The following is a 24,722-nucleotide window of genomic DNA, read 5'->3' as shown; positions in this document are numbered from 1 at the left end:
CAGATCCTGATCCCGTGGAACGGGTCTTGCCGAAGGCGGAACGCCTAGAGGCGAAGCAGCCGCGCTGCTTGTACCACCACGTCCGCAACGATCTGTTCGGCCCGGGCTTCCCGCGCCAACGCGCCCGACTGACCCGACCACAAAGGCTGGAAGTCGCCCACCCCGTCCGGCTCCGTGGCGGCGCGGAGCGGCGTCAACGGGCCACCCGCCAAGGGGAATGGCAGGGCGTCCGACGACAGGGGACCGAGTTCCCGCATGATCCGGTTGACCATGCCGCGTGCTGGCCGCCCGGTAAGGACGTTGGTCACCGCCGTCGTGTCGTCGCGGGCGGTGCGCAAGGCGTTGCGGTGTGTCGCCACGCTGGTCGCTTCCTCGGAGAGAAGGAAAGCCGTCCCCATCTGCACCGCGGACGCGCCCAGGCAGAGCGCTGCGGCCATGCCGCGACCGTCGACAATGCCGCCCGCGGCAATGACGGGCACGTTCAGCGCATCGACCAGCTGCGGGACAAGCGCGATCGTACCGGGCTGGGTGGTCATGTCATCGGTGAGGAAGTTGCCGCGATGCCCACCGGCTTCGTAGCCCTGGGCGATGATCGCGTCGCAACCGCGGGCTTCGAGCCAGCGACCCTCCGCGACAGTGGTCGCGGTGGCGATCACCGTCGCGCCGGTGGCCTTCACCCGATCCAGCAGAGCATCGTCGGGAAGACCGAAGTGGAAGCTCACGACTTCGGGACGCAGGTCGGCCACCAGCGCGCCCATCGCGGGATCGAAGGGGGCACGTCCGCCTGCCTTCGGCAGTTTGGAAACATCCACGGCGTATTCGGCGAAGTACGGTGCCAGACGGTCGAGCCAACGCTGCGTCATCGCGGCGGTCGGCGCGACAGGCCTGTGTGCGAAGAAGTTGAGATTGATCCTGGCGCCCGGCACAGCGGCGCGGAACGTCGCGACTTCCGCGGCTATCGTCTCCAGGGAGATGGAAGCGCAGGGAATCGCTCCCAGACCGCCTGCGCGTGCGACGGCGATGGCGAGTGCCGAACCACCCGATCCCGCCATCGGCGCAAGTAACAGGGGGTGCTCGATGGCGAACAGGTCGAGGGCGCGGCGGTCGATCCAGGCAGTCATGGCCATTCCTGCGAACGGGCATCGACGCACGCGGGTGGGCACGCCAACGCAAGGGGATCAGGATACCGCAGATCGGCGGTGGCGACGGATCGCGCGCGCGGTCGCTTCTCTTTCGTTGCTTCCACCCCGTACGATGTATGCCCCGGGCGAATCGTCACAGGAGCAATGCATGGTGAAGCCCGTGGGCGCACGTAGCCTCCACAACCAGGTTGTCCACGAACTGGGCCAGCTCATCGTCAGCGGCAAGCTCGCCCCCGGCGAGGGACTTCCGCGCGAGGACCTGCTGGCCGAGCAGTTGCAGGTGAGCCGCACCGCGCTACGCGAGGCGATGAAGGTGCTGGTCGCCAAGGGCCTGATCGAATCTCGCCAGCGCACAGGTGCCCGCGTGCGCGAGGCGGTTCACTGGAAGCAGCTCGACGCCGAGGTACTCGCCTGGCGCTGCGCCTCGATGCCGACCGACAGCTTTGTCGAGCAACTGGTCGAGATGCGCGAGCTGATCGAGCCTGGGGCGGCCGCCGCGGCGGCAAGACGTCGGACCGATGCGCAGGTCGTCGAACTCAAGGCGGCTTACGACGCCATGGCCGCCTCGGAAGATCTGGACGCCTGGGCGGAGGCGGACCTGTCCTTTCACGAGATCCTGCTCAAATCCACCAACAACTCGTTGATGGTGTCGCTGTTCTCGGTGATCGAGACGGCGCTGGGCACCTTCTTCCTGCTCTCCGCGCGCAACGCGGGAAACTTCAAGTCGGCCTTGCCGCATCACGAGAAGGTCTACCAGGCAGTCCGCCGCGGGCAGCCGGAAGTGGCGAGAAAGGCCATGCTCGACATGGTCGCGGAGTCGCGCGCCAACATCCGCGGCACCGGCAAGACCAGGCCCTGAGCGGCGGCCGGGGAAATGGTGCGCCGCAGCTTGCGGACATATAATAATAAAATACTACAATTGGCCCACAGGACAATCTTGATCGGCGAGTGATAACGGATAGCGGAGGCAAGGCGACTTGCATCCCCGGGGAACCGTGCGCCGAGCATCCATCCAAATGTGGGGAGTAAGGAATGCAGCGGAAGGTACTCGCGCTGTCGGTGCGCAACGCACTGGCGGGCATGCTCGGCATCTGTTTCGTCGGCGGTCTCATGCCGGTCCATGCGCAGGATGCGCCTGCCACCGCCAGCCAGGAGTCGCAGCGAACGCCGGATGGCAAGGTCGTCACCGACCTCAACGGCGTGGCGGTCACCGGCCAGTTGCAGTCCCTGTTCCTTTCGCAGTCGACCAAGCGCGACGCGGTGAATACGGTGGATTCGGTGTCGGCGGAAGAGGCCGGCAAGTTCCCCGACCAGAACGTGGCGGACGCGCTCCAGCGCGTGCCCGGCGTATCGGTCAACCGCAGCGGCGGCGAATCCAACCAGATCACCGTGCGCGGCTTCGGACCGAACTTCGTCAACGTGTTGCTCAACGGCCGCACGATGCCCACCGCGGCCAGCGACCGCGCGTTCGACTTCGACGTGCTGCCCTCCGAAGTGATCCAGCAGGCCATCGTGCAGAAGACCAGCACGCCGGACCTGGAAGAAGGCGGCATCGGCGGCACGGTCAACATCGTCACGGCGCGCCCGTTCGACTTCAACGGCTGGCATGCGTCGGGTAGTGCGGCCGGTGTCAACGACAGCATCGGCGGCGGCCTCGCGAGCAAGACGACACCGAAGGTCTCCGGCGTCATCGGCAACACCAACGCGGACCATACGTTCGGCTGGCTGGCTTCCGCGGTTTACTACAAGCGCGACCACGTCGAGCAGTCCATCGATACCCTGGGCTGGCTGCAGAGCCAGGACTTCTCGCGGATCAATCCGTCCTATACCAACGTGTCGCTGCCGCAGACCTTGCAGGGTCAGGTCATCAACGAGACGCGTACGCGCACCTCGTTCACGGGAGCCATCGACTGGAAGCCGCTGGACGACGTGACCGTGAAGCTCGACGGCCTGTTCTCCGAGTACAAGGTCGATTCGACGTACAACGCGTTCGGCTCCTACACCAATACCGGCATCATCCAATCGATCACGCCCGGTGCGAACGGTACCGCGCAGAACTTCGTCATGAATCAATCGGGCGGCATGTCGAACGACTACGCCCAGGAAGCCAATCCGCGCGACGCGTTCAACACGCAGTTCGGCAGCCACATCACCTGGCAGATCGACCCGTCGATGGAACTGGATCTTGACAGCGCGGCCTCGGGCGCATGGAACAAGCAGTCGCAGGATGGCTACTTCGTGGTGCTCGGTACGCGTAACGTCGGAGTCAATCCGACCTGGACCAACAACGGTGCCGACCATCTGGGCAGCTACACCGGCCTGCTACCGACGACAGACGTCTCGGACCTGCATGCCCATGTCACCAACCAGGGTACGCAGAGCCCGAACGTCAGCGACAAGATCTTCGAGAACCAGTTGCACCTGGGCAAGAGCTTCCTCGACGGCACCCTTTCGCGCATCGACTTCGGCCTGTCCAACGCCAACCGCACCAAGACCGAGGTGACGTACAACACGCCGAACAGCTTCGGCTGCGCCGAGTACTGCGGCTACGTCGTGGATGTGCCGCCCGACGCGGTCGACGCGCACATCTTCCATGCCGGCAACCTGGTCGATGGTGCCTCGCCCGGCTTCCCGCGTGACTGGGTCACCTACGACGTGAAAAAGCTCTTCGCGTACCTGGCGACGCCCGCCGCCTACAACCAGCTGCCCAACGCGGCCGCGTTCAAGGCGCAGCTCGACGCCAACGGTGGCGGCTTCACCTCGCTGCCGGACCCGAACACCTACAGCCGGATCAAGGAGCGGATCACCTCCGCCTACGGCATGGCCACGCTCGAAGGCGATGGCGGCATGCCGTGGAGCCTGAACGTCGGCATGCGCTATACGAAGACGAATACGACCTCGTACGCGTACTCGGTGCCGATCGTCGGCATTGCGGTGAACCCGAACGATCCGACCAACGCGATTCCCACGTACGGCACGTTGAGCCCGATCTCGCAGAACGGCGACTACCACGAGTGGCTGCCGTCGGCGAACTTCAAGCTCAACCTGCTCGACAACGTGATCTTTCGCGCCGCGGCGTACAAGACGTTGACCCGGCCGGACCTCAGCAACCTCGCCGCATCGGCGTCGTACAGCTTCCGCCCGCAGGACCAGACGGTAACGCGCGGCAATACGCAGCTGAAGCCTTACCTGTCGAAGAACTACGACGCCGGCGTCGAGTGGTACTTCAACGACACCAGCTATACGGCGTTGAACCTGTTCCGCAAGCAGGTCAGCAACTTCAGCACCCTGATCACCACCCAGACGACCTTGCTGGGCTTTCCGTTCCAGCTGACCGAGCCGGTCAACCTCAACGAGGCGACGATCAAGGGCGCGGAGTTCACGTTCAACTACCAGTTCACCAGATTGCCCGCGCCATTCGACGGCCTGGGCGTGGCGACCAACTACACCTACGTCACCAGCAACGCGACCATCAGCGAAGACAAGCTGGCCAATGCGGGCAAGTTCGCGGTGCCGGGCATCGGCAACTCCTACAATGCGAGCCTGTACTACCAGAAGGGGCCGGTGGAGGCGCGAGTGGCATACAACTGGCGCGCCAAGTACCTCGCCTCGATCGCCGGCAACCAGAGCCAGCCGACGTCGGTGAAGGCTTATGGCCAGCTGGACCTGAGCGCCAGCTACAAGCTCAACGAGCACGTCTCGCTGTTCATGGACGCGACGAACCTGACGAACGAGAACATCTTCCAGTACCAGGTGTACGACGATCGCCAGAGCTATGCCGAGGCCAATGGCCGTACCTTCTTCCTCGGTGTGCGCGCTTCGCTGTGATCCCGTTGTGCAATGACCGGTTGAGTGTGTGCCTGCTGCCTTCGGCAGGCGGTGGCATCGCACGCTTCGACTGGCTCGGCGGAAGCGAGGAGGTACCGCTGATGCGGCCCTGCCTCGGTGATGCCGAGCGGTCGCCCGGTTGCTACGAACCGAACCGACTTGCCTGTTACCCCCTCCTGCCGTGGAGCAATCGCATTGCCCACGGCGGCTTTTTCGTGGGGCAACGGCGCGTGGCCTTGCCGCTGAACCGCGACGACGACGCCTACCCGATCCACGGTAGCGGCTGGCAGCGACGCTGGCACGTCCGCCGGCACGACGCGGATGCGGCGCATCTGGAGCTGGTCGAAACGGTGCGGGATGCCTACTCGTATCGCGCCGGCCTTCACTATCGCCTCGACGGCGACGCGCTCGAGGTACGCCTGGATGTCACGAACACCGGCGATGCCCCGCTGCCGTTCGGTCTCGGCCTGCATCCGTTCTTCCCGCTGCACGGCGAGGCACGGTTGCTGGCACCGGCGACAGGGATCTGGCTCAACGACGGCCGCGATCCGCTGCCGACCCGCCACGAGGGGGTGCCGGGGCCATGGGACTTCTCCGTGGACCGCGCGTTGCCCGCCAGCGGCCTCAACCACGCCTTTACCGGCTGGACCGGGCGGGCCACTATCGAATGGCCCCGCCGCGCGCTGCGCCTGCACGTCGAAGCGGATGTCGACGCCTATGTTCTCTATACGCCGGCGGATAAAGACTTCTTCTGTTTCGAACCGGTGGACCATCCGATCAATGCCGTGCATCTTCCGGGAGGGCCGACCGCGAATGGCATGACCCTGCTCGCACCGGGGGAGAGCCTCGAGCACGCCTTTGTATTCCGCGTGGAAGCCGTCCCCGCCGATGACACCCAATGAACTGAGAGGTTGAAGACTTGATGCGTCCCGCCACGATCGTCCGGTTCACCCTGCTCGTTGCGGGCAGCGTCGCGCTCACGCCCGCGGCTGCGGCGACAAGATCGTCGTCGACGGCGAACGCCTCACCGACCTACGACGCCGCACACAAGGTATTCCGCCTGGATGCCGGGGATGTCACGTACGCCATGGGCGTCGATGCGCAAGGCAAGCTGCAGACGCTCTACTGGGGCGCCCGCCTGCCCACGAGCGATCCGCTCGGCCCGGCGATGCCGGCGCCGGAGCGTTCGTCGTTCGACCCCGCCGGCAGCCTTTCGCCGCAGGAGTACGCCGGCTGGGGCGGCGCCATGACGGCCACGCCGGCGCTGAAGGTTCGCCTCGCCGACGGCAACCGCGACCTCGTGCTTCGCTACGACAGCTACAGGGTCGAGAACGGTGGGCTCTCCATCCTGCTGCGCGACGCCCAGGCCGGGGTCGGCGTGACCCTGCGTTACACCGCCGATACCGCGACCGGCATCGTCGGCCGTTCCGCGCACATCGAGAACACCGGCCAGCAGTCGTTGGTGGTCGACAGCGCCGCCTCGGCGACGTGGAACCTGCCACGCGGCAGCGATTACTCGTTGCGTTACCTGACCGGCACCTGGGCCGGTGAGTGGCACCTGCAGACCCGCGCTATCGCACCCGGCGCAACCGTGCTCGAGAGCCGCCGCGGCAGCACGGGCGACGAGAACAATCCCTGGTTCGCCATCGGTCGCGATGGCCCATGGAGCGAGACCCACGGCGATGTCTGGTTCGGTGCCCTCGCCTGGAGCGGCTCGTGGAGCATTCGCGTGGACGAGGACATCCTCGGCCAGGTACGTGTGATAGGTGGCTATAACCCCTTCGACTTCGGCTACAAGCTGCAGCCCGGCCAGGCGCTCGACACGCCCATTTTCTATGCGGGCTATACGCGCGAAGGCATGGGCGAGGCGTCGCGGCTGCTCCACCGCTTCGAGCGCGACCGTGTCCTTCCGGAAGGGTCGCGCACCCCGTTACGACCCGTGCTCTACAACTCCTGGGAGGCCACGGAGTTCGAGGTCGACGAAGCCGGCCAGATGCGCCTTGCCGAGAAGGCGGCCGCGCTCGGCGTGGAACGCTTCGTCATGGACGATGGCTGGTTCGGCGCGCGCAATAGCGACCACGCCGGCCTCGGCGACTGGGCGGTCAACCGCACCAAGTTTCCCAACGGCCTGAAACCGCTCATCGACAAGGTGCACGGGCTCGGCATGAGCTTTGGCCTGTGGGTGGAGCCGGAGATGATCAACGCCGATAGCGATCTCTACCGTGCGCACCCCGATTGGGTACTGAACTTCCCCGGCCGCGATCGCAGCGAGGGGCGCCACCAGCTCGTGCTCAACCTCGCACGCGAGGACGTGAAGGCCCATGTGCTCGAGGTGCTCGACGGCCTGCTCAAGGACAACGATATCCAGTTCCTGAAATGGGACTACAACCGCAACTGGTCCGAGCCGGGCTGGCCGCAGATGTCGCCGGACGAACAGCAGAAGGTCTACGTCGCTTACGTCGACAACCTCTACGCCATCGTTCGCGAACTGCGCAAGCGCCACCCGAAGGTCGAGATCGAGTCCTGCTCCGGCGGCGGTGCCCGCGTCGACCTCGGCATCATGTCGCTCACCGATGAAGTCTGGCCCTCCGATAACACCGACCCCTCCGATCGCCTGTCCATCCAGGACGGCTTCAGCCAGGCGTATGCGCCGGCGACCATGATGGCGTGGGTCACCGGCTCGCCGAACTGGGTGAACAACCGCACCAGCTCGCTCGACTTCCGCTTCCTTTCATCCATGCAGGGTGGCCTGGGCATCGGTGCGAACCTGCTCGAGTGGACGGCGGCGGACGAGGCGACGGCCCGTCACTACATCGCCGAGTACAAGACGATCCGCGGCACGGTGCAGAAGGGCGAGCTCTATCGCCTGCTGTCCCCGCAGGGACGCGCACCGTGGTCCGCGACGGAATCCGTCGCCGGTGACGGCAGCCAGGCGGTGTTGTTCGCGTTCCAGCGACAGGGCGAGGAAGCCCGACCGTTCCCGACCCTGCGCCTGCGTGGTCTCGACCCGACGGCGCGCTATCGATATCGCAGCATCCACGGCACGGCCGCCCCGGGCACGCCGGAGGTGGCGAGCGGTACGTACTGGATGGAGCACGGTGTCGACCTCGTCATGAAGGGTGACCTCCAGGCGGCGGGACTCGTGTTCGAGCGCGACGGGAAACGATAAGGCCGGATGCCGTTTGTACCGGTTTGTATACGAACCGGTCGTCGATACGTAGTGTTGCAAATATCCCTCGTCGCGGACACGAGGGAGCTCGGATGCGCTCCATAGACTGTCGACACGCCGCGGCAATGCACTCGTCGCAGCCCCTCACTCTATGGAAGATCAAAGGAGCACGACGATGTCATCCGCACAGCACCCCGCCGCCCGCCACGCCTCCTTCGCCAAGCGCACCCTGGCCCTCGCCCTCGGCTTCGCGATACTTGCACCGTCGGTCTACGCCCAGCCGGCGCATGCCATCGACGCCGCGACGACCGCCAACGGTACGACCAAGGTCGACGAAAGCATCCGTCCCTTCCACGTCCATGTGCCACAGGAACAGCTCGACGACCTGCGCCGCCGCATCGCCGAAACCCGCTGGCCGGACAAGGAGGTCGTGAAGGACGAATCGCAGGGCGTGCAGCTCGCGCGCGTGCAGGCGCTGGTCACGTACTGGGGCACCGATTACGACTGGCGCAAGGCCGAGGCCCAGCTCAATGCACTGCCGGAGTTCGTCACCACCATCGACGGCGTCGATATCCAGTTCATCCACGTGCGCTCGAAGAACCCGCATGCCCTGCCCGTCATCCTGACGCATGGCTGGCCCGGCTCCACGTTCGAGTTCCTCAAGACCATCGGCCCCCTCACCGACCCGGTGGCCTACGGCGGCAAGCCCGAAGACGCCTTCGACGTGGTCATTCCTTCGATCCCGGGCTACGGATTCTCGGGAAAGCCCACGGAGCTGGGTTGGAATCCGGAACGCACCGCGCGGGCGTGGGACGTACTGATGAAGCGCCTCGGCTACAAGCACTACGTGTCCCAGGGCGGCGACCATGGCTCGGTGATTTCCGATGCACTGGCACGCCAGGCACCGAAGGGTCTGCTGGCCATCCATCTCAATATGCCGGCGACCATTCCCGGCAACCTCGTCAAAGGGATCAACGCCGGCGACCCGATACCGGCCGAACTCGGGCCCGACGAGAAAGAGGCTTATCAGTCGCTCAGCGGCTTCTTCGGTCGCAACGCCGCGTACGGCGCGATGATGGTCACGCGTCCGCAGACCATCGGCTATTCGCTGGCGGATTCGCCTTCCGGTCTCGCAGCCTGGATGTACGAGAAGTTCGGCCAGTGGAGCGATAGCGACGGCAACCCCGAGCGAGTCCTCACGCGGGATGAGATGCTCAACGACATCACGCTGTACTGGCTGACCAATACCGGCGCGTCCTCGTCGCGGTTCTACTGGGAAAACAACAACAATAACTTCAGCTCGGTCACCCAACGTACCAACGAGATCAAGGTACCCGTGGCGATCACCGTGTTCCCGCGCGAGATCTACAAGGCGCCGGAAAGCTGGAGCAAGGCCGCGTATCCGAGCCTGTACTACTACCATCAGGTGGGTAAGGGCGGTCACTTCGCCGCCTGGGAACAGCCGCAGTTGTTCGCCGAGGAACTGCGCGCCGCGTTCAAGTCGGTTCGCTAGGCGGCAAGCTTCTCGGCTGCAGGAAGCCCCGTCATGTGGGAGCAGCAAGAAGCCCGGAAAGGTAGGAGCAGCAAGAAGCCCGAAAAGGTAGGAGCAGCAAGAAGCCCCGTCATGGGGAAACAGCAAGAAGCCCGGACAGGTGGGAGCAGCAAGAAGCGCCGACATGTGGGAGCCGCTTCAGCGGCGATAGCCAGGTTATCGCACCCTCTATCGCCGCTGAAGCGGCTCCCACAACATTGCCGCGGCGGCAGCCGTCCCGGCGTCCTGCTGTCCTGCTTTCCTGCTTACTGCTGTCCTGCCGTCAGAAGTTCCAGCGAACGCCGAGGTTCACCGCATTGCTGGTGCTGTGCGACGCGACATCCGCGTTGTAGTAAACGTAAGTGCTGGCCTTCGGCGTGATGTCGAAGCTCATGCCCACGCCTGCCTGCCAGTGGTTCCTCACCGGGCGCGAGCCCTGCACGAGGAAGCTGTCCGCCGGCTCGCTGGCGAAGGCGTTGTTCACTGTCGCCGTATCGGTCTTCGTGTTGTGCAGGTAGCGCACCAGCACGATGGGATGCAGGCGGGTACCCTCCACGCCGAGGTCGACGTCGCCGATCAGTCGCAGACCGGCGCCGTACTGCAGGCTGCTCGCATCGCTGCGTCCCACTCTCAGGTCGGCGTCGCCGGCGTTCTTCTCGGTGAAGGCGTCGTACTTGACCTTGGTGTAGTACGCGCCGACGAAGGGCTCGAGATGCATGGCCCGTCCCAGTTCGAAACGATACCCGCCTTCCAGCGCCGCGTTGGTGGTCTTGCCGTCGTAGCGGCCGGTGGCCTGTGGATGGTAGGGGCCGACGACGATACGACGATTGCTGTCGGCGTTCTGCCAGCCATACGAGGCCAAGCCTTCCACCCACCACTGCTGCTGATTGAAGTAGAGCGCGTGCAGACCGATCGACGCCTGGTCCACGTCGGTGTAATCGCCGCGGCGGTCCACCTCGGTGCGTGAATTGGCGAGGTTGGCATGCACACCCAGGCGCAGGTCCGGGGTCAGCGCCGCGTCGGCACCGATGATGACGCCGTGGATGCGGTAGTCGGTGTGGGCGACATCGGCGCTGCGATCGAAATCGCTGCTCGACGTATACGGTTCGGCCCAGACCGCGGAGCCTTGTTCGCCCGTGTCGCGCTGAAGCTTCAGCCGGTAGAACAGCGTGTCCTGGTACTGGCTCTGGCCGCTGAGTTCGGCGTTCGCGGCCGAGGCGTAGGTCTCGCCGGTGAGCGAATCGAAGGCTGCGACGGCCTGGTCGGCTCGCAGGCCACGTGCGTAGCCGAGCAGGGTCGGCAGCGGATTACCGCCCGACGTGGCGATGTGCTGCAGCGCCGCCGCCACGCTTTGCTGGTTGCCGCCGAGGCCCGGGAACTGGTCGAACGGCGTGCCGCCGGTACCGTTGCCGGAACCGGCCTGGCTCAGCGTGAGGATCAGCTGGTTACCCTGCTGCGTCACACGCGTATCGAGAAACGGCAGTGTGTTCTGGGTGACGCCGGCATACGTACCGGTGATACCGCCAGTGGCGTTGACGATGGTGTAGCTCGTGCTCGGGCCATAGGTTCCCGCCGAAGGCGTGGCTACCAGCTGGCCACCGAGGTTCGCGGTGCCGTTGACATCGATGCTGTCGCTGGTCCCGCCCGCGGTGGTGCGAACCTGCGTGGTGGATCCTGCGCCAAGCGTCAGGCCGCCCACGGTCAAGGTCGTGCCCGCGACGCCGGTACCGGCCGCGGCACCGCTCGCGCCGCCGATGCCACTCGGTGCCACCGTACCGTTCACGGTCACCGGTCCGCCGATCGTGCCGCCACCGACCAGTCCACCACCGCTACCGATCGTGGCCGGTCCACCCAGGTTGCCATTCACCACCAGCGTGCCGCCGATCGTGCTGCCACCGGCGAAGGTGACCGACGTGCCGCTGTTCACCGACAAGGTACCCGCGCCGACGTTGAGGTGGGTGATGCCGTTGAACACGCCACCCGGCAGGCTGGCTTCGCCGCTACCGGTGATATTCAGCGTGGAACCCGGCGCCGTACCGTTGACCGTGCCGGTCACGCCGGGCAGTTCGCCGTAGGCGACGTCGATGTTGCTGTTGCCACCGACATTCACCGTACCGCCGATGGGTCCGGTGACCGTGACGGCGTTGCCGGAAGCATCGAGGTTCAACGTGCCGCTCGGGCCGACGACGATGCCTCCGGTGTACGGATTGCTCGCGTTGAGAATGCCGCCGTTGACGGTGAGTCCGCCGCTGAAGCCGGCAAGCGAGCCGCCCAGACTGAGGGTGCCCGCGCCTTCCTTGTCGAGACCGCCGGCACCGCTGAGGCTGCCGTTCAAGGTGAGGTCGTCGGGACCTTGCACGGTCGCCCCGTTACTGCCGATGGCGACATCGTTGCCGAGGGTCACCGCAGTGCCGGCTTCCAGGGTAGCGCCGTCGATCGCGAGCCCGCCCGTGCCCAGGGCCGTGTTGCTGCCGACGACCAGCGTGCCGCCATCGACCGTGGTGCCGCCGGTGAAGCTGTTGTTGCCGTTCAACGCCACCGTGGCGACACCGTGCTTGACGAGGCCGCCGGCACCGCTGATGGCACCATCGAGCGTGAGGTCGTTGCTGCCTGGCAGGGTCAGGCTCGCGTCGAGCGCGATGTCGTTCGCCAGGGTGGTCGCCACACTCGCATCCAGCGAAGCGGCGCCGCCGACCGTGAGGGTGCCCGTGCCGAGCGCCGCATCGTTGCCGACGTTCAGGCCACCGGCGTTCAACGTCACCCCGCCGCTGAAGCTGCTCGCACCACCCAGTGCCAGCGTGCCGGCACCATTCTTCACGAGGCCTCCGGTGCCGGCGATGCTGCCATCGAACGTGGTGTCGGTCGCGCCGCCCAGCGTGAGCGAGTTCGCACCGAGGGCAACCGTGCTACCGGCGACACCGGCAAGCGTGCCGATGGTCTGGTTGCCACCGGCCGAGATGTCGAAAGCGCCGGTGCCGGTCAGGTTTACCGCCCCCGTCGGCGCCAGGCTTCCGCCCGCGCCTATCGCCAGCGTGCCGGCATTGATGTTCGTGCCGCCGGTGTACGTGTCCGCGCCTGTGAGGGTGAGCGTCGCCGCGCCGTTCTTGGTCAGGCTGCCGGTACCCGCGATCGCGCCGGCGAGCGTCAGGTCGTTGCTGCCCAGTACGGTGAGCCCCGCGTCGAGCGCGATAGCGTTGGTCAGCGTGACGGCGCTGACGGCATCGAGCGTCGACGCACCGCCGACAGTCAGCGCACCCGTGCCGAGCGCCGCATTGTTGCCGACGATAAGGCCACCGGCGTTGAGCGTCACGCCACCGCTGAAGGTATTCGCGCCGCCCAGTGCCTGCGTGCCCGGGCCGTTCTTCACCAGCGAGCCGGAGCCGGCAATGCTGCCGTCGAAGCTCGCATTGCCAATACCGTTCAAGGTCAGCGCGTTGGCACCGAGGGTCACCGTGCTTCCGGCGACGCCGTTCAGTGCACCGATGGCCTGGTTGCCGCCGCCGGAGATATCGAAGCCGGTGCCCGCCGCGGTCAGGTTCACCGCGCCCGTGGGAGCAAGGCTGCCCCCCGCACCGATCGCCAGCGTACCCGCGTCGATCGTGGTGCCACCGGTATACGTGTTGGTGCCGGTGAGTGTCTCGGTCCCGGTACCGACCTTGATCAGACCACCCGTGCCGGCGATCGAACCACTGAAGGTGCCGTTGGTCGGCCCGCCCACGGTCAGCGAGTTGTTGCCGAGATTCACCGTGCCGTTGCCGATGAGTGTGCCGAATGTCTGGTTGCCATTGCCGGCCGAGAGATCGAACGTCGCGCCCGTGGCGAGGTTCACGACACCGTTGGCGAACAGGCTCGCGCCTGCGCCGAGCGCCAGCGTGCCGGCGTTGATGTTGGTGCCCCCGGTATAGGTGTTCGTGCCATTCAACGTCAGCGTGGCCGCGCCGTCCTTGGTCAGGCTGCCGGTACCGCTGAGGTTGCCGTTGAGGGTCAGGTTATTGCTGCCGAGCACCGTCAGCCCGGCGTCGAGCACCACGTTGTTCGCCAGCGTGACGGCACTGGCGGCATCCAGTGTCGATGCGCCCCCCACGGTCAACGCACCCGTTCCGAGTGCGGTGTCGTTGCCGACAACCAGGCCACCCGCATTCAGCGTGACCCCGCCCGTGAAGCTGTTCGCGCCACCGAGGGTCTGCACCCCGGCACCGTTCTTCACCAATCCGCCGCTGCCGCCGATGCTTCCGTTGAACGTGGTGTCGGTCGCACCGCCCAGGGTGAGCATGCTGCCACCGAGGGCAACCGCGCTACCGGCGACACCCGCCAGCGAACCGATGGACTGGTTGCCACCTGCCGAGATATCCAGGGTGCCGGTGCCGGTGAAATTCACCGCGCCGGTCGAGGCAAGGCTGCCGCCCGCGCCGATGGCCAGGGTGCCCGCGTTGATCGTGGTCCCGCCGGTGTAGGTGTTCGCGGCCGTGAGCGTGACCGTTGCCGCGCCGTCCTTGACCAAGCCGCCCGCACCGGATATCGCGCCACCGAGCGTCAGCGCGTTGCTGGCGAGCAGGTCGAGGTTGCCGCTGTTCAGCGCGATGGCGTTGGCGAGGTTGAGCGCCGCGCTCGTATCCAGCGTGCTGTTTCCATTGACCGCCAGACCACCTGTGCCGAGAGCGCCATTGTTGCCGAGCAAGAGGCCGCCGGCATTGAGCGTGACGCCACCGCTGAACGTGTTGGCGCCGCCGAGCTCCTGTACGCCGACTCCGTTCTTCACCAGAGCACCCGTGCCGGCGATCAGGCCATCGTAAGCGCCGTTCCCGATGCCACCGAGCGTCAGCGTGTTCGCGCCGAGCGTCACCGTACTTCCGGCCACACCGTTCAACACGCCGATCGACTGGTTGCCGCCGGCGGAGATATCGAATCCGGTGCCCGGTGCCGCGAGATTCACCGCACCCGTGGCCGCAAGGCTACCGCCTGCACCGAGCGCCAGCGTGCCCGCATTGATCAGCGTGCCGCCGGTATAGGTATTGCTGCCGGTGAGTGTTTCGGTGCCGGTCCCTTCCTTGATCAGGCCACCGGTGCCGGCGATCGATCCGCTGAAGACGCCGTTGGTCGGACCACCGACGGTGATCGAATTCGCGCCGAGATTGACCGTACCGCCACCGGTCAGGGTGCCGAAGGTCTGCGTGCCGTTACCTGCCGAGAGATCGAACGTGGCCCCCGTCGCCAGGTTCACGATGCCGCTGCCGGCGAGGCTGGCACCCGCGCCGAGCGCGAGCGTGCCGGCGTTGATGTTCGTTCCGCCCGTGTACGTGTTCGCACCGTTCAAAGTCAGCGTCGCGAGGCCGTCCTTGGTCAGACCGCCGGTGCCGCTGATGGCCCCGTTGAGGGTCAACGCGTTGCTGCCGAGCACGGTCAGGCCCGCGTTGAGCACGAGGGTATTTGCCAGGGTGACCGGGCCGCTCGCATCGAGCGTCGTTGTGCCGCCGACGGTCAACGCGCCCGTGCCGAGCGCGGCATCGTTGCCGACGACGAGGCCGCCGGCGTTCAAGGTCAGGCCGCCACTGAACGTGCTGGCACCGCCGAGCGTCTGCACACCGACGCCTGCTTTCACCAACGCGCCGTTGCCGCTGATGGCGCCGTCGAATGTCGCGTTGCCGGCGCCGCCGAAGTTCAACGTGTTGCCACCGAGGGCGACCGTGCTACCCGCGACGCCCGACAGGGTGCCAATGGTCTGCACGCCGGCGCTCGCGATGTCGAGTACGGCACCCGCCCCTGCCAGGGTTACCGCGCCGCCTGCGGCCAGACTGGCGCCAGCGCCGAGAGCCAGCGTACCGGCATCGATCGTGGTGCCACCGGTGAATGTGTTCGCACCGCCGAGCGTCAGCGTCTGGGCACCGCTCTTGGTGAGGCTGCCGGCGCCGGAGAGCGCGCCGGCCAGGGTCAACGCATGGCTGCCCAGCACGCTGAGGTTCGCACCCGCGGCGAGAGCGACGTTATTGGAGACATTCAGCGCGCCGCTCGTATCCAGGGAGGCGCTGCCACCGACATCAAGTGCCCCCGTGCCGAGCGCGGCATCGTTGCCCAATAACAAGCTGCCGGCATTGAGGTTCACACCGCCGCTGAAGGTGTTCGCGTTGGTGAGAGAAAGGACCGAGGCACCGTTCTTGGTGAGACTGCCCGTTCCTGAAACGACACCGCCCAGGGCGACATCCTGGCTACCCAGAACGTTCAGCGCGCTACCGCCGCCGAGGTCGATCGCGTTGCCGAGGCTGAGCGCGGCACTTCCATCCAGGGTGACGGCGCCACCCACGTTGAGCGCGCCCGTGCCGATCGCATTGCTGTTACCGAGCAACAACCCGCCGCCATTGACGTTCAAGCCACCGGAGAAGGTGTTCGCACCGTTCAATGTGAGTAGCGAAGCACCGTTCTTGGTCAGACTACCGGGGCCCGAGATCACACCGCCGAGCGTCATGTCCTGCGCACCCGGCAAGGTCAGGGCGCTGCCGGCGTCGAGGTTCACGACGTTGGCGAGGGTGAGTGGCGCGGAGCCGTCCAGGGTCACGGCGCCGCCGACGGTGAGAGCGCCCGAGCCCAAGGCATTCGCGTTGCCGAGGACGAGGCCCCCGGCGTTGACTGTCGTGCCGCCGCTGAAGGTATTCGCGCCGTTCAACGTGAGGACGGAAGCACCGTCCTTGATCAGGCTGCCGGTACCGGACACCACACCGTTCAACGTCACCGCCTGGCTGCCGAGCAGGTTCAGCGCGCCGGAGGCAAGGTCGACGTTGTTACCGAGGCTGAGTGCCGTCGTGCTGTCGAGGGTGCCCGGGCCGTTCACGGTAAGCGTGCCGGTGCCTAGCGCACCCGCGTTGGCGAGTAGCAGGCCGCCCTGGTCGAGGTTCACGCCGCCACTGAAGGTGTTGGCGCCGCCGAGCGTCTGGGTGCCGGCGCCGGTCTTGGTGATCGAGCCCGTGCCGGCGATGACGCCGGCGAAGGTCTGGTTGGTCGCATCGCCGAAGGTGAGCCCATTGCCACCGAGGTTGACCGTGCTGCCCGCCACACCCGACAACGCGCCGATGGTCTGGTTACCCGCGGCGGACATATCGAAGCCGGCGCCCGGCGCGCCGAGTGTCACGTTCCCGGTCGCCGCCAGTTGCCCACCCGCGCCCAGTGCCACCGTGCCTGCCGCGATGTTGAGACCGCCGGTAAACGTATTGGCGCCGGTCAGGGTCAGCGTGGATGCGCCGCTCTTGACCAGACCGCCCGTGCCCGCCAGCGTGCCGCCGAAGGTCAGCGGTTGACCGCCGAGCACGTTCAGCACGGCGCCCGTGCCGAGGTTCATGTCGTTGGCCAGGCTCAACGGCGCCGTGCCGTCCAGCGTCACCGCGCCGTTGACGGTCAGCGCACCGCTGCCAAGGGCGCCGCTGTTGCCCAGGAGCAGGCCACCCGCATTGACGGTGGTGCCGCCGCCGAACGTATTCGCGCCATTCAAGCTGAGCAGCGATGCGCCGTTCTTCACCAGGCCGCCCACACCGGAGACCACGCCGTCGAGCACCAGCGGCTGTCCGCCGAGCAGATTCAGCGAGCCACCGGCATTGAGGTTGACGGCGTTCGCCAGCGTCAAAGGGGCGGTGCCATCGAGCGTCGTCGCGCCGCCGACGCTGAGCGCGCCGCTGCCGATCGCGTTCGCGTTGCCCAGGAGCAGACCGCCACCGTTCAAGGCGACGCCACCGGTGAAGGTGCTGTTCCCGGTGAGTGTCTGCACACCGGTGCCCACCTTCACCAGACCGCCACTGCCGGCGATCGTCCCCGCGTAGGCGGTATTGCCCAGACCACCGAGCGTCAACGACTTCGTGCCGAGGTTCACCGCGCCGCCAAGGCCCGCCAGTGAGCCGACCGCCTGGTTGCTGGCGGCGCCCGAGATATCGAGCGAGGTGCCTGCGGCGAGCGTCAGGGCTTGCGTCGGCGACAGCAGGCCACCGGCACCGACGGCGAGGGAACCGCCGGTGAGCGAGAGACCACCGGTCATGCTGTCGACACCGCCGAGCGTGAGCGTGCCAGCACCTGCTTTCACCACATTGCCGGCGCCCGACAGCGCACCGTTCAACGTCACCGCTTGCGTGCCGGGGAGCGTCAACGTGCTGCCCGCATTGACGGCGATCGCGTTGGCAAGGTTGAAAGCCGCCGTGGTATTCAACGTGGCGTTGCCACCGACCGTCAGCGCGCCGGTGCCCAACGCACCCGCATTGCCCAGCAGCAACCCGCCGGCATTGAGGTTCACGCCGCCGGTAAAGAGGTTCGCTCCGCCCAGTGTCACCACGGCGGTATCGGTGACCGTGAGGCCGCCCGCGCCGGAGAGCACTCCGGCAAGGCCGAACGCGTTCGTGCCGGCCAGCTCGAGTCGCCCTGCGTTGAGGTTGACGGCGTTCGCCAGCGACAGTCCCGCCGTCGACGCAGCTATCGCACCGCCGTTGACCGTCATCTGGCCGCTGCCGAATACGCCGGCGTTGTCGAAATTGACCAGGCCATCGTTGATCGTGGCGTCGCCGGTGACAGCAGCACCTTGCAGATTCCAGGTGCCGCTGTTCACGACCAGATGCTGGAAATGCAGGTAGTTCGCCGCGTTGATCGTCGACACGGCACCGCCGGTGCCCGACCCTGTGCCGGTGGCGGCATTCTGCAAGAGCAAGCGGTTGTTCGCGCCCAGGCCGCCATCGACCTGGCCTGCACCGGCGAGGCTGACATTGATCGAAAGAATGCTGAGGTTTACGCCCACGCCGGCGTTCAGCACGCTCGAACCGCTTACCGCGGTGAACGTGTTGCCGGTCGGTGTATCGCCCATGTAAAGGCTGCCGTTGATCGTTCCCGCATTGACGAAGGTATTGCCGGCGCCTGGGGTGCCCGACGCGGCCAAACCGATGCGCCCGGTGATCGTATGCGACGCCGAGTTGATGAAGTTCGTCTGGCCGCCACCATAGGAAAGGATCGCCGGTGCATCCGCCACCGTGGTGATAGTGCCCAGACCGAGCAGCGATACGCCAAACGTACCGTCGTTCCTGATGTTGGTCACACCACCGGTGGCGTTCTGCACCACCAGGGCCTGGCCGCCGATGCCGAGCAACGAAGTGGCATCGAACAGACCGTTCATCGTGCCGCTGTTGTTGACGTTGATGGTGTTGCCACCCGCCGTCGCGTTGCCAAGGATCGCTCCCGTGGCGCCGAGACTGAGTCCGCCGGCGAGCGAGGGATCGATCGTGCCCTGGTTGTTCAGCGTGATGCCGTTGCCGGAAAGCGTGAGCGCACTTCCGCCGAGCAGTAGCGGCACGGCCAGGAAGCCGTTCGACTGCACGTTGACCGTGACGCCGTCCGTCGGAATCACGTAGTTGACTAACGAGGGGCCACCCGAGCAGGTGACTATCGCTCCGGCCTGGGTACAGGCGGCATAGGCAGGGTCACTCAGCAGAGGCAGCGCCAGTGCCGATGCAATCGCAAGATAGATGCCCTTGGCAAGCGGACGACGAACGCTTCCTACGTGACGCTTTTTCATACCACCCCCGGTCAGTCCGACCCTTCCCGTTCCAGGAATTCCGGCCGCAGTTCAGCGACGACGCCAGTTGCCTGGGTCGCTAATTAAGGACGTCCGATTGAAAGACGCCGGACCGGCCCCCAACGCACGAGGCCGACGTGCGCGGTCAGCCTATGCGAGCGCTCCGAGCGGCGCGTGCACAAATACGGCGATGGTTTTTGGGTGTTCTTTTGCCGCTTTTCCAGCGTTTGTGCGTTTTCTGCATTTGTCTACAAATACGGCAGCGACATGCGAGGGTTGGCCTTGGCGCGATGCAGGCCCATAGGGTCGCAGACCCGTTTCAACGGCCTTGTCGGCGTCGCTTCGCGCGTTCCGGTGACGAAGCGACTCGCCGATGCGGTGAGCCGTCGATGCGGAGGCGACCGATGGCTTCTTGCCGAATATCCGTGTCGATAAGCCCGAAGGCATCAAGGATCGTTGACGAAGTAGCGGCTCGGGGTGTCGTAACCCGGTATGTCGATAACGCCTTCGTCGCGGAAGCCGAGGTTCTCGAGCACGCGAATGGACCCGTCGTTGTCCAGCGAGGTAATCGCGACCACCCTTTCTACCTGCCGCCGCCCGCGGGCATGACCGAGGACGGCGGCCCCGGCTTCGCTGGCATAGCCGCGACGGTGGTGGCTGGCCAGGTAGGCATAGCCGAGGTCGGGGAACGCGAGCGTGTCGCGCCGGATCAGTCCGCACATGCCGATCGGTGCACCGTCCGACTTCAACGTGACCTTGTACAGACCGAAGCCGTGCTTCGCATAGCTTTTCAGCGGACCGTCCGACAGGTACAGCTCGGCACCGGCGACGTCCCGAACGCCTTTGTCGGCGATGTACTTGATGAAGTCGGGTTCGTTGAGCAGCTCGAGGATAAAGGGTGCGTCGCCGAGTCCGAATTCGTCGATGACGAGTCGATCCGTTTCGATGGCCATGGAAGGTGACTTGCCGGTGCGGAAGTGAAGGGTAGCGCGCCGGACCCGGCCTCGACCACCTACTGCAGCAGGCGGTTGATCTCCTCGATATCCTTCAGCTCGGCCGCACCGACGCTGCGCTTGAGCAAGAGCTTGTTGAGGATGAAGTTGTGGCGCAACGCGGTGTACTGCGTACGGATCTGGGCGAGGATTTCAATCGCCACCACCACGTTGGTCAGGCTCTGCGTGCCGATGTCGTAGCCGGCACGCAGGGAGGCCAGCGACTTCTTCGCGGCGTCCACCGCGTCACGCGCGTCGTTCACCTGGCCGATCCCGGCGACCACGAGGTTGAAGTAATTGTTCGTATCGCGCGCCGTCTGGCGTCGGACCGATTCGAGATCGCTCTGGTCTTCATCGCGCTGATGGATCGCCTGGCGCACCTGGGACTGGGTCAGGCCGCCGCTGAAGAGCGGCACCGAAAGCACCAGGCCGATCGTCGTGCTACCCGGGCCGTAGGCGGCCGTGCCGCGCGCCGCGTTCGACCACGCGCCGACCTTGTCGTAACCCACGGCCGCGTTGAGCGTCGGCAGGTGGCCGCTGCGTGCGGCGTTGATCGAGTGCTCGTCGGCACTCACCAGATGGTTGGCGGCGATGACCGACGGGTTCTGGCGCATCGCCTGGTCGACCCAGGCGGCCGCGTTGTCGGGCGTCGGTGCCTCCATGGGGAGGTCTTCGCGGAGCGTCTTCAACTGGCCGGGTTCCTTTCCGGTCAACTGCTGAAGCGCACGTCGCGCGTCCTTCAGCCGGTTCTCCGCATCGATGCGCTCGGACTTGATCAGCAGGTAATAGGCCTTCGACTGGGTCAGGTCGGCCTCCGGCGCCAGGCCCTGATCGAACTTGATGGTCGCCTGATCGAACGACTGCTTGTATGCATCCTCGTACGAGCGAAACACCTGGACCTGATCGTCCGCGACGAGCACGTTGAAGTACGCGCTGGTGGAGCGGACATAGAGATCCTGCAGCTCGCCCTCGTACGTCGCCTCCTGCGCTTCCTCGGTCTGCTTCGCCTGCCGTTCGCGGGCGAACTTGGAAAGATCCAGCACGGTCTGGTTGAGGGACAACGTGAGGTCGCGCTGGCGACTGTGACCATCGCCGCCTGTATTGGGCGTGCCGTCGCTGTTCGTGCCGTTCGAGAAGCTCGGGTGGAACTGCTGCAGGCTCAGCCCCGCCGACAGCTGCGGTAGCAACGCGGCACGGGCCTGGGGTACCCCTTCGGCGACGACGAGGCGCCGCGCGTCGGCGCTCGCGAGCAGCGGATCGTTGGCGACCGCTTCGCGATAGATGTCCATGAGGTCTTCCGCGTGAGCCACCGCGGGAAGGCCGGTCATGGTGAGCAGGCCGGCAAGGACAGCCGACAAGGTCCGTGTTTGCATGTGTGTTTCCCTTGAGCACCCATTGAGCTTGCCGACCTCGGTGCAATTCCCGTGCCGGGGACTGGTCAGGGGCTTCGCGGCGGTCCAGGGCGGCCCTGAAACGGGCTCACAACGCGCGGGCGCGGGCCAAGAAGGGAGAACAGACGGTGTCCGCGGACGCTGACAGGCGGACAGTGGCGGTCAGTCGAGGGATAGAGCTAGCCTTTCGGCGCGACGGATCCTCGCCATGGCGACGGCAATCGGCTGCCACATTGGCCTGCTCATAGTGGTTCTAAGGCCGGCCTCGCTATGGATGGATGGGGCGCCCGCTGCGGATGCAGATGCGACGATGCTTCAACTGCGTCTGGTTCCGTCTGTGACTCGCAGTGCTGAGGTCGTCATTCCTCGCAGCGTGCCATTGGCGAAGGCCAAGCGACGATCGCTTCAACGCACGACGCGCACCGGTGCGTATCCAGACGTCCTTAGTACGAACACATCGCCCGCGCCACTATTTACGACGTCTAACGCCAGTCCTGCTGCCTCCGATCACAACGTGGCGGGCCGGGTTCCTGCCGGGGAGGGCGGTTTCCAACAGCGATTGTTCGACGCACAGCACTCCCGAGACGTCAGAGGCGTGCCCGGTTCGGGTACAAGAGTCGCACCCGGCATCGAACTAACTGATCCGATGAATCAGGGCGTTGGTGCAGTCATAAGGAGCGCCCAACGTTTGTTCGGGGTCTCGGATCATCACTGCATCGACGTCGAGGTCTTGCAGAGTATCAGCGCCAGCGAATTGAGCGAGCGACATCTCTCCCCCGCCGACGTGAAAGCAGAGGCGGAGAAGTACAACTGCAATCGCCCCTTGGGACTGAACTTCTAGGAGGTTCCCCGGGCGTGTACATGAAGTGGTGGCCGATCGCTGTGATCCGGGCTCCTTTCCGGTCAGCTTCTGATGCGAACGTCGCGCATCCTGCAACGTGTTCTCGGCCCAGCTGCGTCGGGAGGGAGTGGCGAGCGTTCGAGACGCCGCGCTCGCTTAGTTCTTCGCGACCGGCTCCTTCTCAATGAATCCGACGGCTTCTCTAAGCACCGCAACCAGGCTCTCGCTTTTGTGATCGAAGACCAATCCCCTCTTCCCTTGGCCGAGGATAACCAAGTGATCATTCACAGCGTCCTGAGTTCGGCTCATCCTGATGCTGACAACGAGATGTCGGCGCGCCGCGCTGTCAATCTTGGCGAGGAGGTCGGCGATTGAGCTCGTTGCCTCGAACTCGCTGCTTATGTCCGGAGAAAATGCCTGAATGAGTGCCTTCTCCAGGTCGTCGGTTTCCGCTCTGAAACGGGAGCCCGTGTCTGCGTCCCCTTCCCACACGACGGTGTAGATCCTCCCGGTGTCGCGGTGTCCGTCCCACTTCACGATAACGGCGGACCCCTGCGTCAGTACCAAGGAGCGCGCGTGAAGAAGTAGACGTGCAATCCGCCGCCATCGGGTTAGGTACTCAGCGCCATTGAACTCTTCTTCTGCCATCATGATTCCAGTCGATCCTTTCCCTCGACGGCGGACGCCGTCATTCTGGCCCGCTCCGGCACTAAAAGCAGTGTGCGACTCGCTTGGCCGAGATGCACCGGCTTGTCCCTGCCATCGGTATCGTGTGGCATTGTCGTAGCCGTTGCGAACCACGTCACGGTAGCGACGAGCTTGGACAATCCTTCGCAGCGTATTAGTCGTCAGGTGCAAAGAAGCCGTAACGGTTGTTCGCAGAAACTAGCGATTCGAGTTCACCCAAGTCAACGGCTCCTATTCCTAAGAGGCGGACCTCCGGAAGCTGGGCGCCAGACCGGTGGTTGCCGATAGTCAGTCCGCCCCCGCTTTGGCACCCCCTTCCCAACACATGCGGACGTGCGCCTGGGCGGTGCACTGGATGCCCATATAGGTCAGCGCACCGATGGCTTCCAGGCCAAGAGCTACCCGTTGGCAGTCCATCGCATCGGCTTCGTGGATCAGGTCCGCCAGCAGGCCGGCAAGACCTCGCGCGTATTGCAGCCACTGCGTGGCCTCGTTCAACAGCTGGTGGGATGTGGCTTCGGGATCGGCGTGATAGCTGACGGTGCCGTCGGCATGACGGTTCTTCATGGGGCTCATAGGTGTTTGTCTCTTCTGGGCGCCGCTCGCGACCCGAGGTGCGGCACGCCGAGCTCAGCACGGTGTGCCGCGGATCAACGGATTCGCGGGTGCATCGGCTGTCCGTGACCGGACGCCGGGCGGCGGGATTGATGACGTGTGTGGCGGCGTCAGAACGTTTTCGGGGAGCACACGGGTACGCGCCGGATGGCACGGCCGAGAAAATGCTCAGGAAAACGGCTTGCGCCGTGGTTCTTCAACCGTGTCTGCGAGGTTCGCAGAGGGCCCGGTAAACGATGGGGATGCCGCCTGGGGGATTCAGCGGGCGAGCGGGTACCGTATGATCGGTGTTAGCCATGATCGACTCTCGTGTAGTTGGTTCTGGTTAGCGAACCAAGGGTGTTGTCGCACCCTTGGTTCGCGTTTCGCCGCTTGAAGCGGTGATCGCCTGCGGGACGTTGATACCGGCAGCGCAGGCGACGAAACGAACGTAGCAAAAACAATGGTGGGTTGTCTGTAGTCGCAACCGAAGGTGTTGCGTGACATTGTTTGATGCGTTCGCGGTCGGGGCTCGTGAATTTTCTAACTCAGAATCGACTGAGTTCGCTAGAGGCTCATGACCGGCCCCGACTGCTGCATGGCCACCTGCTGCATCTGCATTTGCATCTGCATGTCCTTCTCCTGTTGCATCGCCACCGCCTGCTGGTCGAGCTGCGTCGCCTGGGCGAGGCTTTCCTCTTTCGGTGGCGCGGGCGTGTCGATCGACAAGTCGATGACCGGGCCGCCATACATGCCGGCGCTGACGATGCGTCGCTCCTCGATATCGATGTCGCCGAGCTGGTTCGGGTGATGGATGCCGAGGCGGCGTGCCTGCAAGGCCGGCTCGGCCGCCTTGTCGTCGGAGACGTCCATTGGTAGCTGCCCGCGGATCGCGGCGTAGATCGGATCGTCGCCCGCCTTGGGTACCGTAGCCCGCGGGCTCGTGACCGCGAGCGGATGCGGCGAGGCGATGTGCCGGCCGGGGTCGTCCGGGTGCATGGCCTCGCGCGCGGCG

13 protein-coding genes are annotated in these 24,722 nt (G+C 65.6%); 6 read left to right on the top strand and 7 right to left on the bottom strand.

The window, feature by feature from the left end:
* Positions 1-44 precede the first annotated feature (44 nt).
* A complete protein-coding gene (locus VM621_RS03130; RefSeq protein WP_325467537.1) occupies positions 45-1,121 on the bottom strand; it encodes a nitronate monooxygenase in 1,077 nt (358 codons plus the stop codon).
* Positions 1,122-1,290: 169 nt separating this feature from the next.
* On the opposite strand from VM621_RS03130, the gene VM621_RS03125 reads away from it, so the two are divergent.
* The 5 genes from VM621_RS03125 to VM621_RS03105 all read left to right on the top strand — a co-directional run bounded on the left by VM621_RS03125 (position 1,291) and on the right by VM621_RS03105 (position 9,652).
* Complete coding sequence (locus VM621_RS03125; protein ID WP_325467536.1) at positions 1,291-2,001, top strand: FadR/GntR family transcriptional regulator; 711 nt, start codon at positions 1,291-1,293, stop codon at positions 1,999-2,001.
* Positions 2,002-2,174: 173 nt separating this feature from the next.
* Positions 2,175-4,970, top strand: a complete 2,796-nt coding sequence (locus tag VM621_RS03120; RefSeq protein WP_325467535.1) for a TonB-dependent receptor — start codon at positions 2,175-2,177, stop codon at positions 4,968-4,970.
* Complete coding sequence (locus VM621_RS03115) at positions 4,967-5,872, top strand: aldose 1-epimerase (RefSeq protein WP_325467534.1); 906 nt, start codon at positions 4,967-4,969, stop codon at positions 5,870-5,872. The genes VM621_RS03120 and VM621_RS03115 overlap by 4 nt, the downstream gene beginning before the upstream one ends.
* A 20-nt stretch (positions 5,873-5,892) precedes the next feature.
* Positions 5,893-8,139 carry an alpha-galactosidase gene (locus tag VM621_RS03110; protein WP_325467533.1) on the top strand — a complete coding sequence of 749 codons (2,247 nt, stop codon included), beginning with the start codon at positions 5,893-5,895 and terminating at the stop codon, positions 8,137-8,139.
* Positions 8,140-8,314: 175 nt separating this feature from the next.
* On the top strand, positions 8,315-9,652 hold the full coding sequence (locus VM621_RS03105; RefSeq protein ID WP_325467532.1) for an epoxide hydrolase: 1,338 nt from the start codon (positions 8,315-8,317) through the stop codon (positions 9,650-9,652).
* Positions 9,653-9,953: 301 nt separating this feature from the next.
* On the opposite strand, the gene VM621_RS03100 is transcribed toward VM621_RS03105, so the two are convergent.
* The 3 genes from VM621_RS03100 to VM621_RS03090 all read right to left on the bottom strand — a co-directional run bounded on the left by VM621_RS03100 (position 9,954) and on the right by VM621_RS03090 (position 21,567).
* Positions 9,954-19,202 carry an autotransporter-associated beta strand repeat-containing protein gene (locus VM621_RS03100; RefSeq protein ID WP_325467531.1) on the bottom strand — a complete coding sequence of 3,083 codons (9,249 nt, stop codon included), beginning with the start codon at positions 19,200-19,202 and terminating at the stop codon, positions 9,954-9,956.
* A gap of 446 nt (positions 19,203-19,648) precedes the next feature.
* Positions 19,649-20,155 carry a GNAT family N-acetyltransferase gene (locus VM621_RS03095; RefSeq protein WP_325467530.1) on the bottom strand — a complete coding sequence of 169 codons (507 nt, stop codon included), beginning with the start codon at positions 20,153-20,155 and terminating at the stop codon, positions 19,649-19,651.
* A gap of 59 nt (positions 20,156-20,214) precedes the next feature.
* Entirely contained in the window at positions 20,215-21,567 is a 1,353-nt protein-coding gene (locus VM621_RS03090; protein WP_325467529.1) for a TolC family outer membrane protein, read from the bottom strand.
* Positions 21,568-21,793: 226 nt separating this feature from the next.
* On the opposite strand from VM621_RS03090, the gene VM621_RS03085 reads away from it, so the two are divergent.
* Positions 21,794-22,426 carry a hypothetical protein gene (locus VM621_RS03085; RefSeq protein ID WP_325467528.1) on the top strand — a complete coding sequence of 211 codons (633 nt, stop codon included), beginning with the start codon at positions 21,794-21,796 and terminating at the stop codon, positions 22,424-22,426.
* A gap of 156 nt (positions 22,427-22,582) precedes the next feature.
* On the opposite strand, the gene VM621_RS03080 is transcribed toward VM621_RS03085, so the two are convergent.
* From VM621_RS03080 to VM621_RS03070, 3 genes are all read right to left on the bottom strand, one after another.
* The gene (locus VM621_RS03080) at positions 22,583-23,077 is read right to left on the bottom strand and encodes a hypothetical protein (protein WP_325467527.1); all 495 of its coding nucleotides are present in this window, start codon (positions 23,075-23,077) and stop codon (positions 22,583-22,585) included.
* 324 nt (positions 23,078-23,401) lie between these two features.
* Positions 23,402-23,680: a hypothetical protein gene (locus tag VM621_RS03075; protein WP_325467526.1), complete on the bottom strand. Its 279-nt coding sequence runs from the start codon at positions 23,678-23,680 to the stop codon at positions 23,402-23,404.
* A 594-nt stretch (positions 23,681-24,274) separates the two neighbouring features.
* Positions 24,275-24,722 (bottom strand): hypothetical protein (locus VM621_RS03070; RefSeq protein WP_325467525.1); only part of this gene is annotated, 448 nt, incomplete at its 5' end.

This window comes from Luteibacter sp., from assembly GCF_035539195.1.
Taxonomy (GTDB): domain Bacteria; phylum Pseudomonadota; class Gammaproteobacteria; order Xanthomonadales; family Rhodanobacteraceae; genus Luteibacter.
The sequence above is the reverse complement of the archived record's forward strand: the minus strand, read 5'-3'. Positions and strand labels throughout refer to the sequence as shown.

Bases quoted from the DNA above. Each gene is read 5' to 3' on its own strand.
- VM621_RS03075 (WP_325467526.1), bottom strand. From the start codon at position 23,680: ATGAAGAACCGTCATGCCGACGGCACCGTCAGCTATCACGCCGATCCC.
- VM621_RS03100 (WP_325467531.1), bottom strand. From the start codon at position 19,202: ATGAAAAAGCGTCACGTAGGAAGCGTTCGTCGTCCGCTTGCCAAGGGC.
- VM621_RS03095 (WP_325467530.1), bottom strand. From the start codon at position 20,155: ATGGCCATCGAAACGGATCGACTCGTCATCGACGAATTCGGACTCGGC.
- VM621_RS03110 (WP_325467533.1), top strand. From the start codon at position 5,893: ATGCGTCCCGCCACGATCGTCCGGTTCACCCTGCTCGTTGCGGGCAGC.
- VM621_RS03090 (WP_325467529.1), bottom strand. From the start codon at position 21,567: ATGCAAACACGGACCTTGTCGGCTGTCCTTGCCGGCCTGCTCACCATG.
- VM621_RS03085 (WP_325467528.1), top strand. From the start codon at position 21,794: ATGGCGACGGCAATCGGCTGCCACATTGGCCTGCTCATAGTGGTTCTA.
- VM621_RS03125 (WP_325467536.1), top strand. From the start codon at position 1,291: ATGGTGAAGCCCGTGGGCGCACGTAGCCTCCACAACCAGGTTGTCCAC.
- VM621_RS03080 (WP_325467527.1), bottom strand. From the start codon at position 23,077: ATGATGGCAGAAGAAGAGTTCAATGGCGCTGAGTACCTAACCCGATGG.
- VM621_RS03105 (WP_325467532.1), top strand. From the start codon at position 8,315: ATGTCATCCGCACAGCACCCCGCCGCCCGCCACGCCTCCTTCGCCAAG.
- VM621_RS03130 (WP_325467537.1), bottom strand. From the start codon at position 1,121: ATGACTGCCTGGATCGACCGCCGCGCCCTCGACCTGTTCGCCATCGAG.
- VM621_RS03120 (WP_325467535.1), top strand. From the start codon at position 2,175: ATGCAGCGGAAGGTACTCGCGCTGTCGGTGCGCAACGCACTGGCGGGC.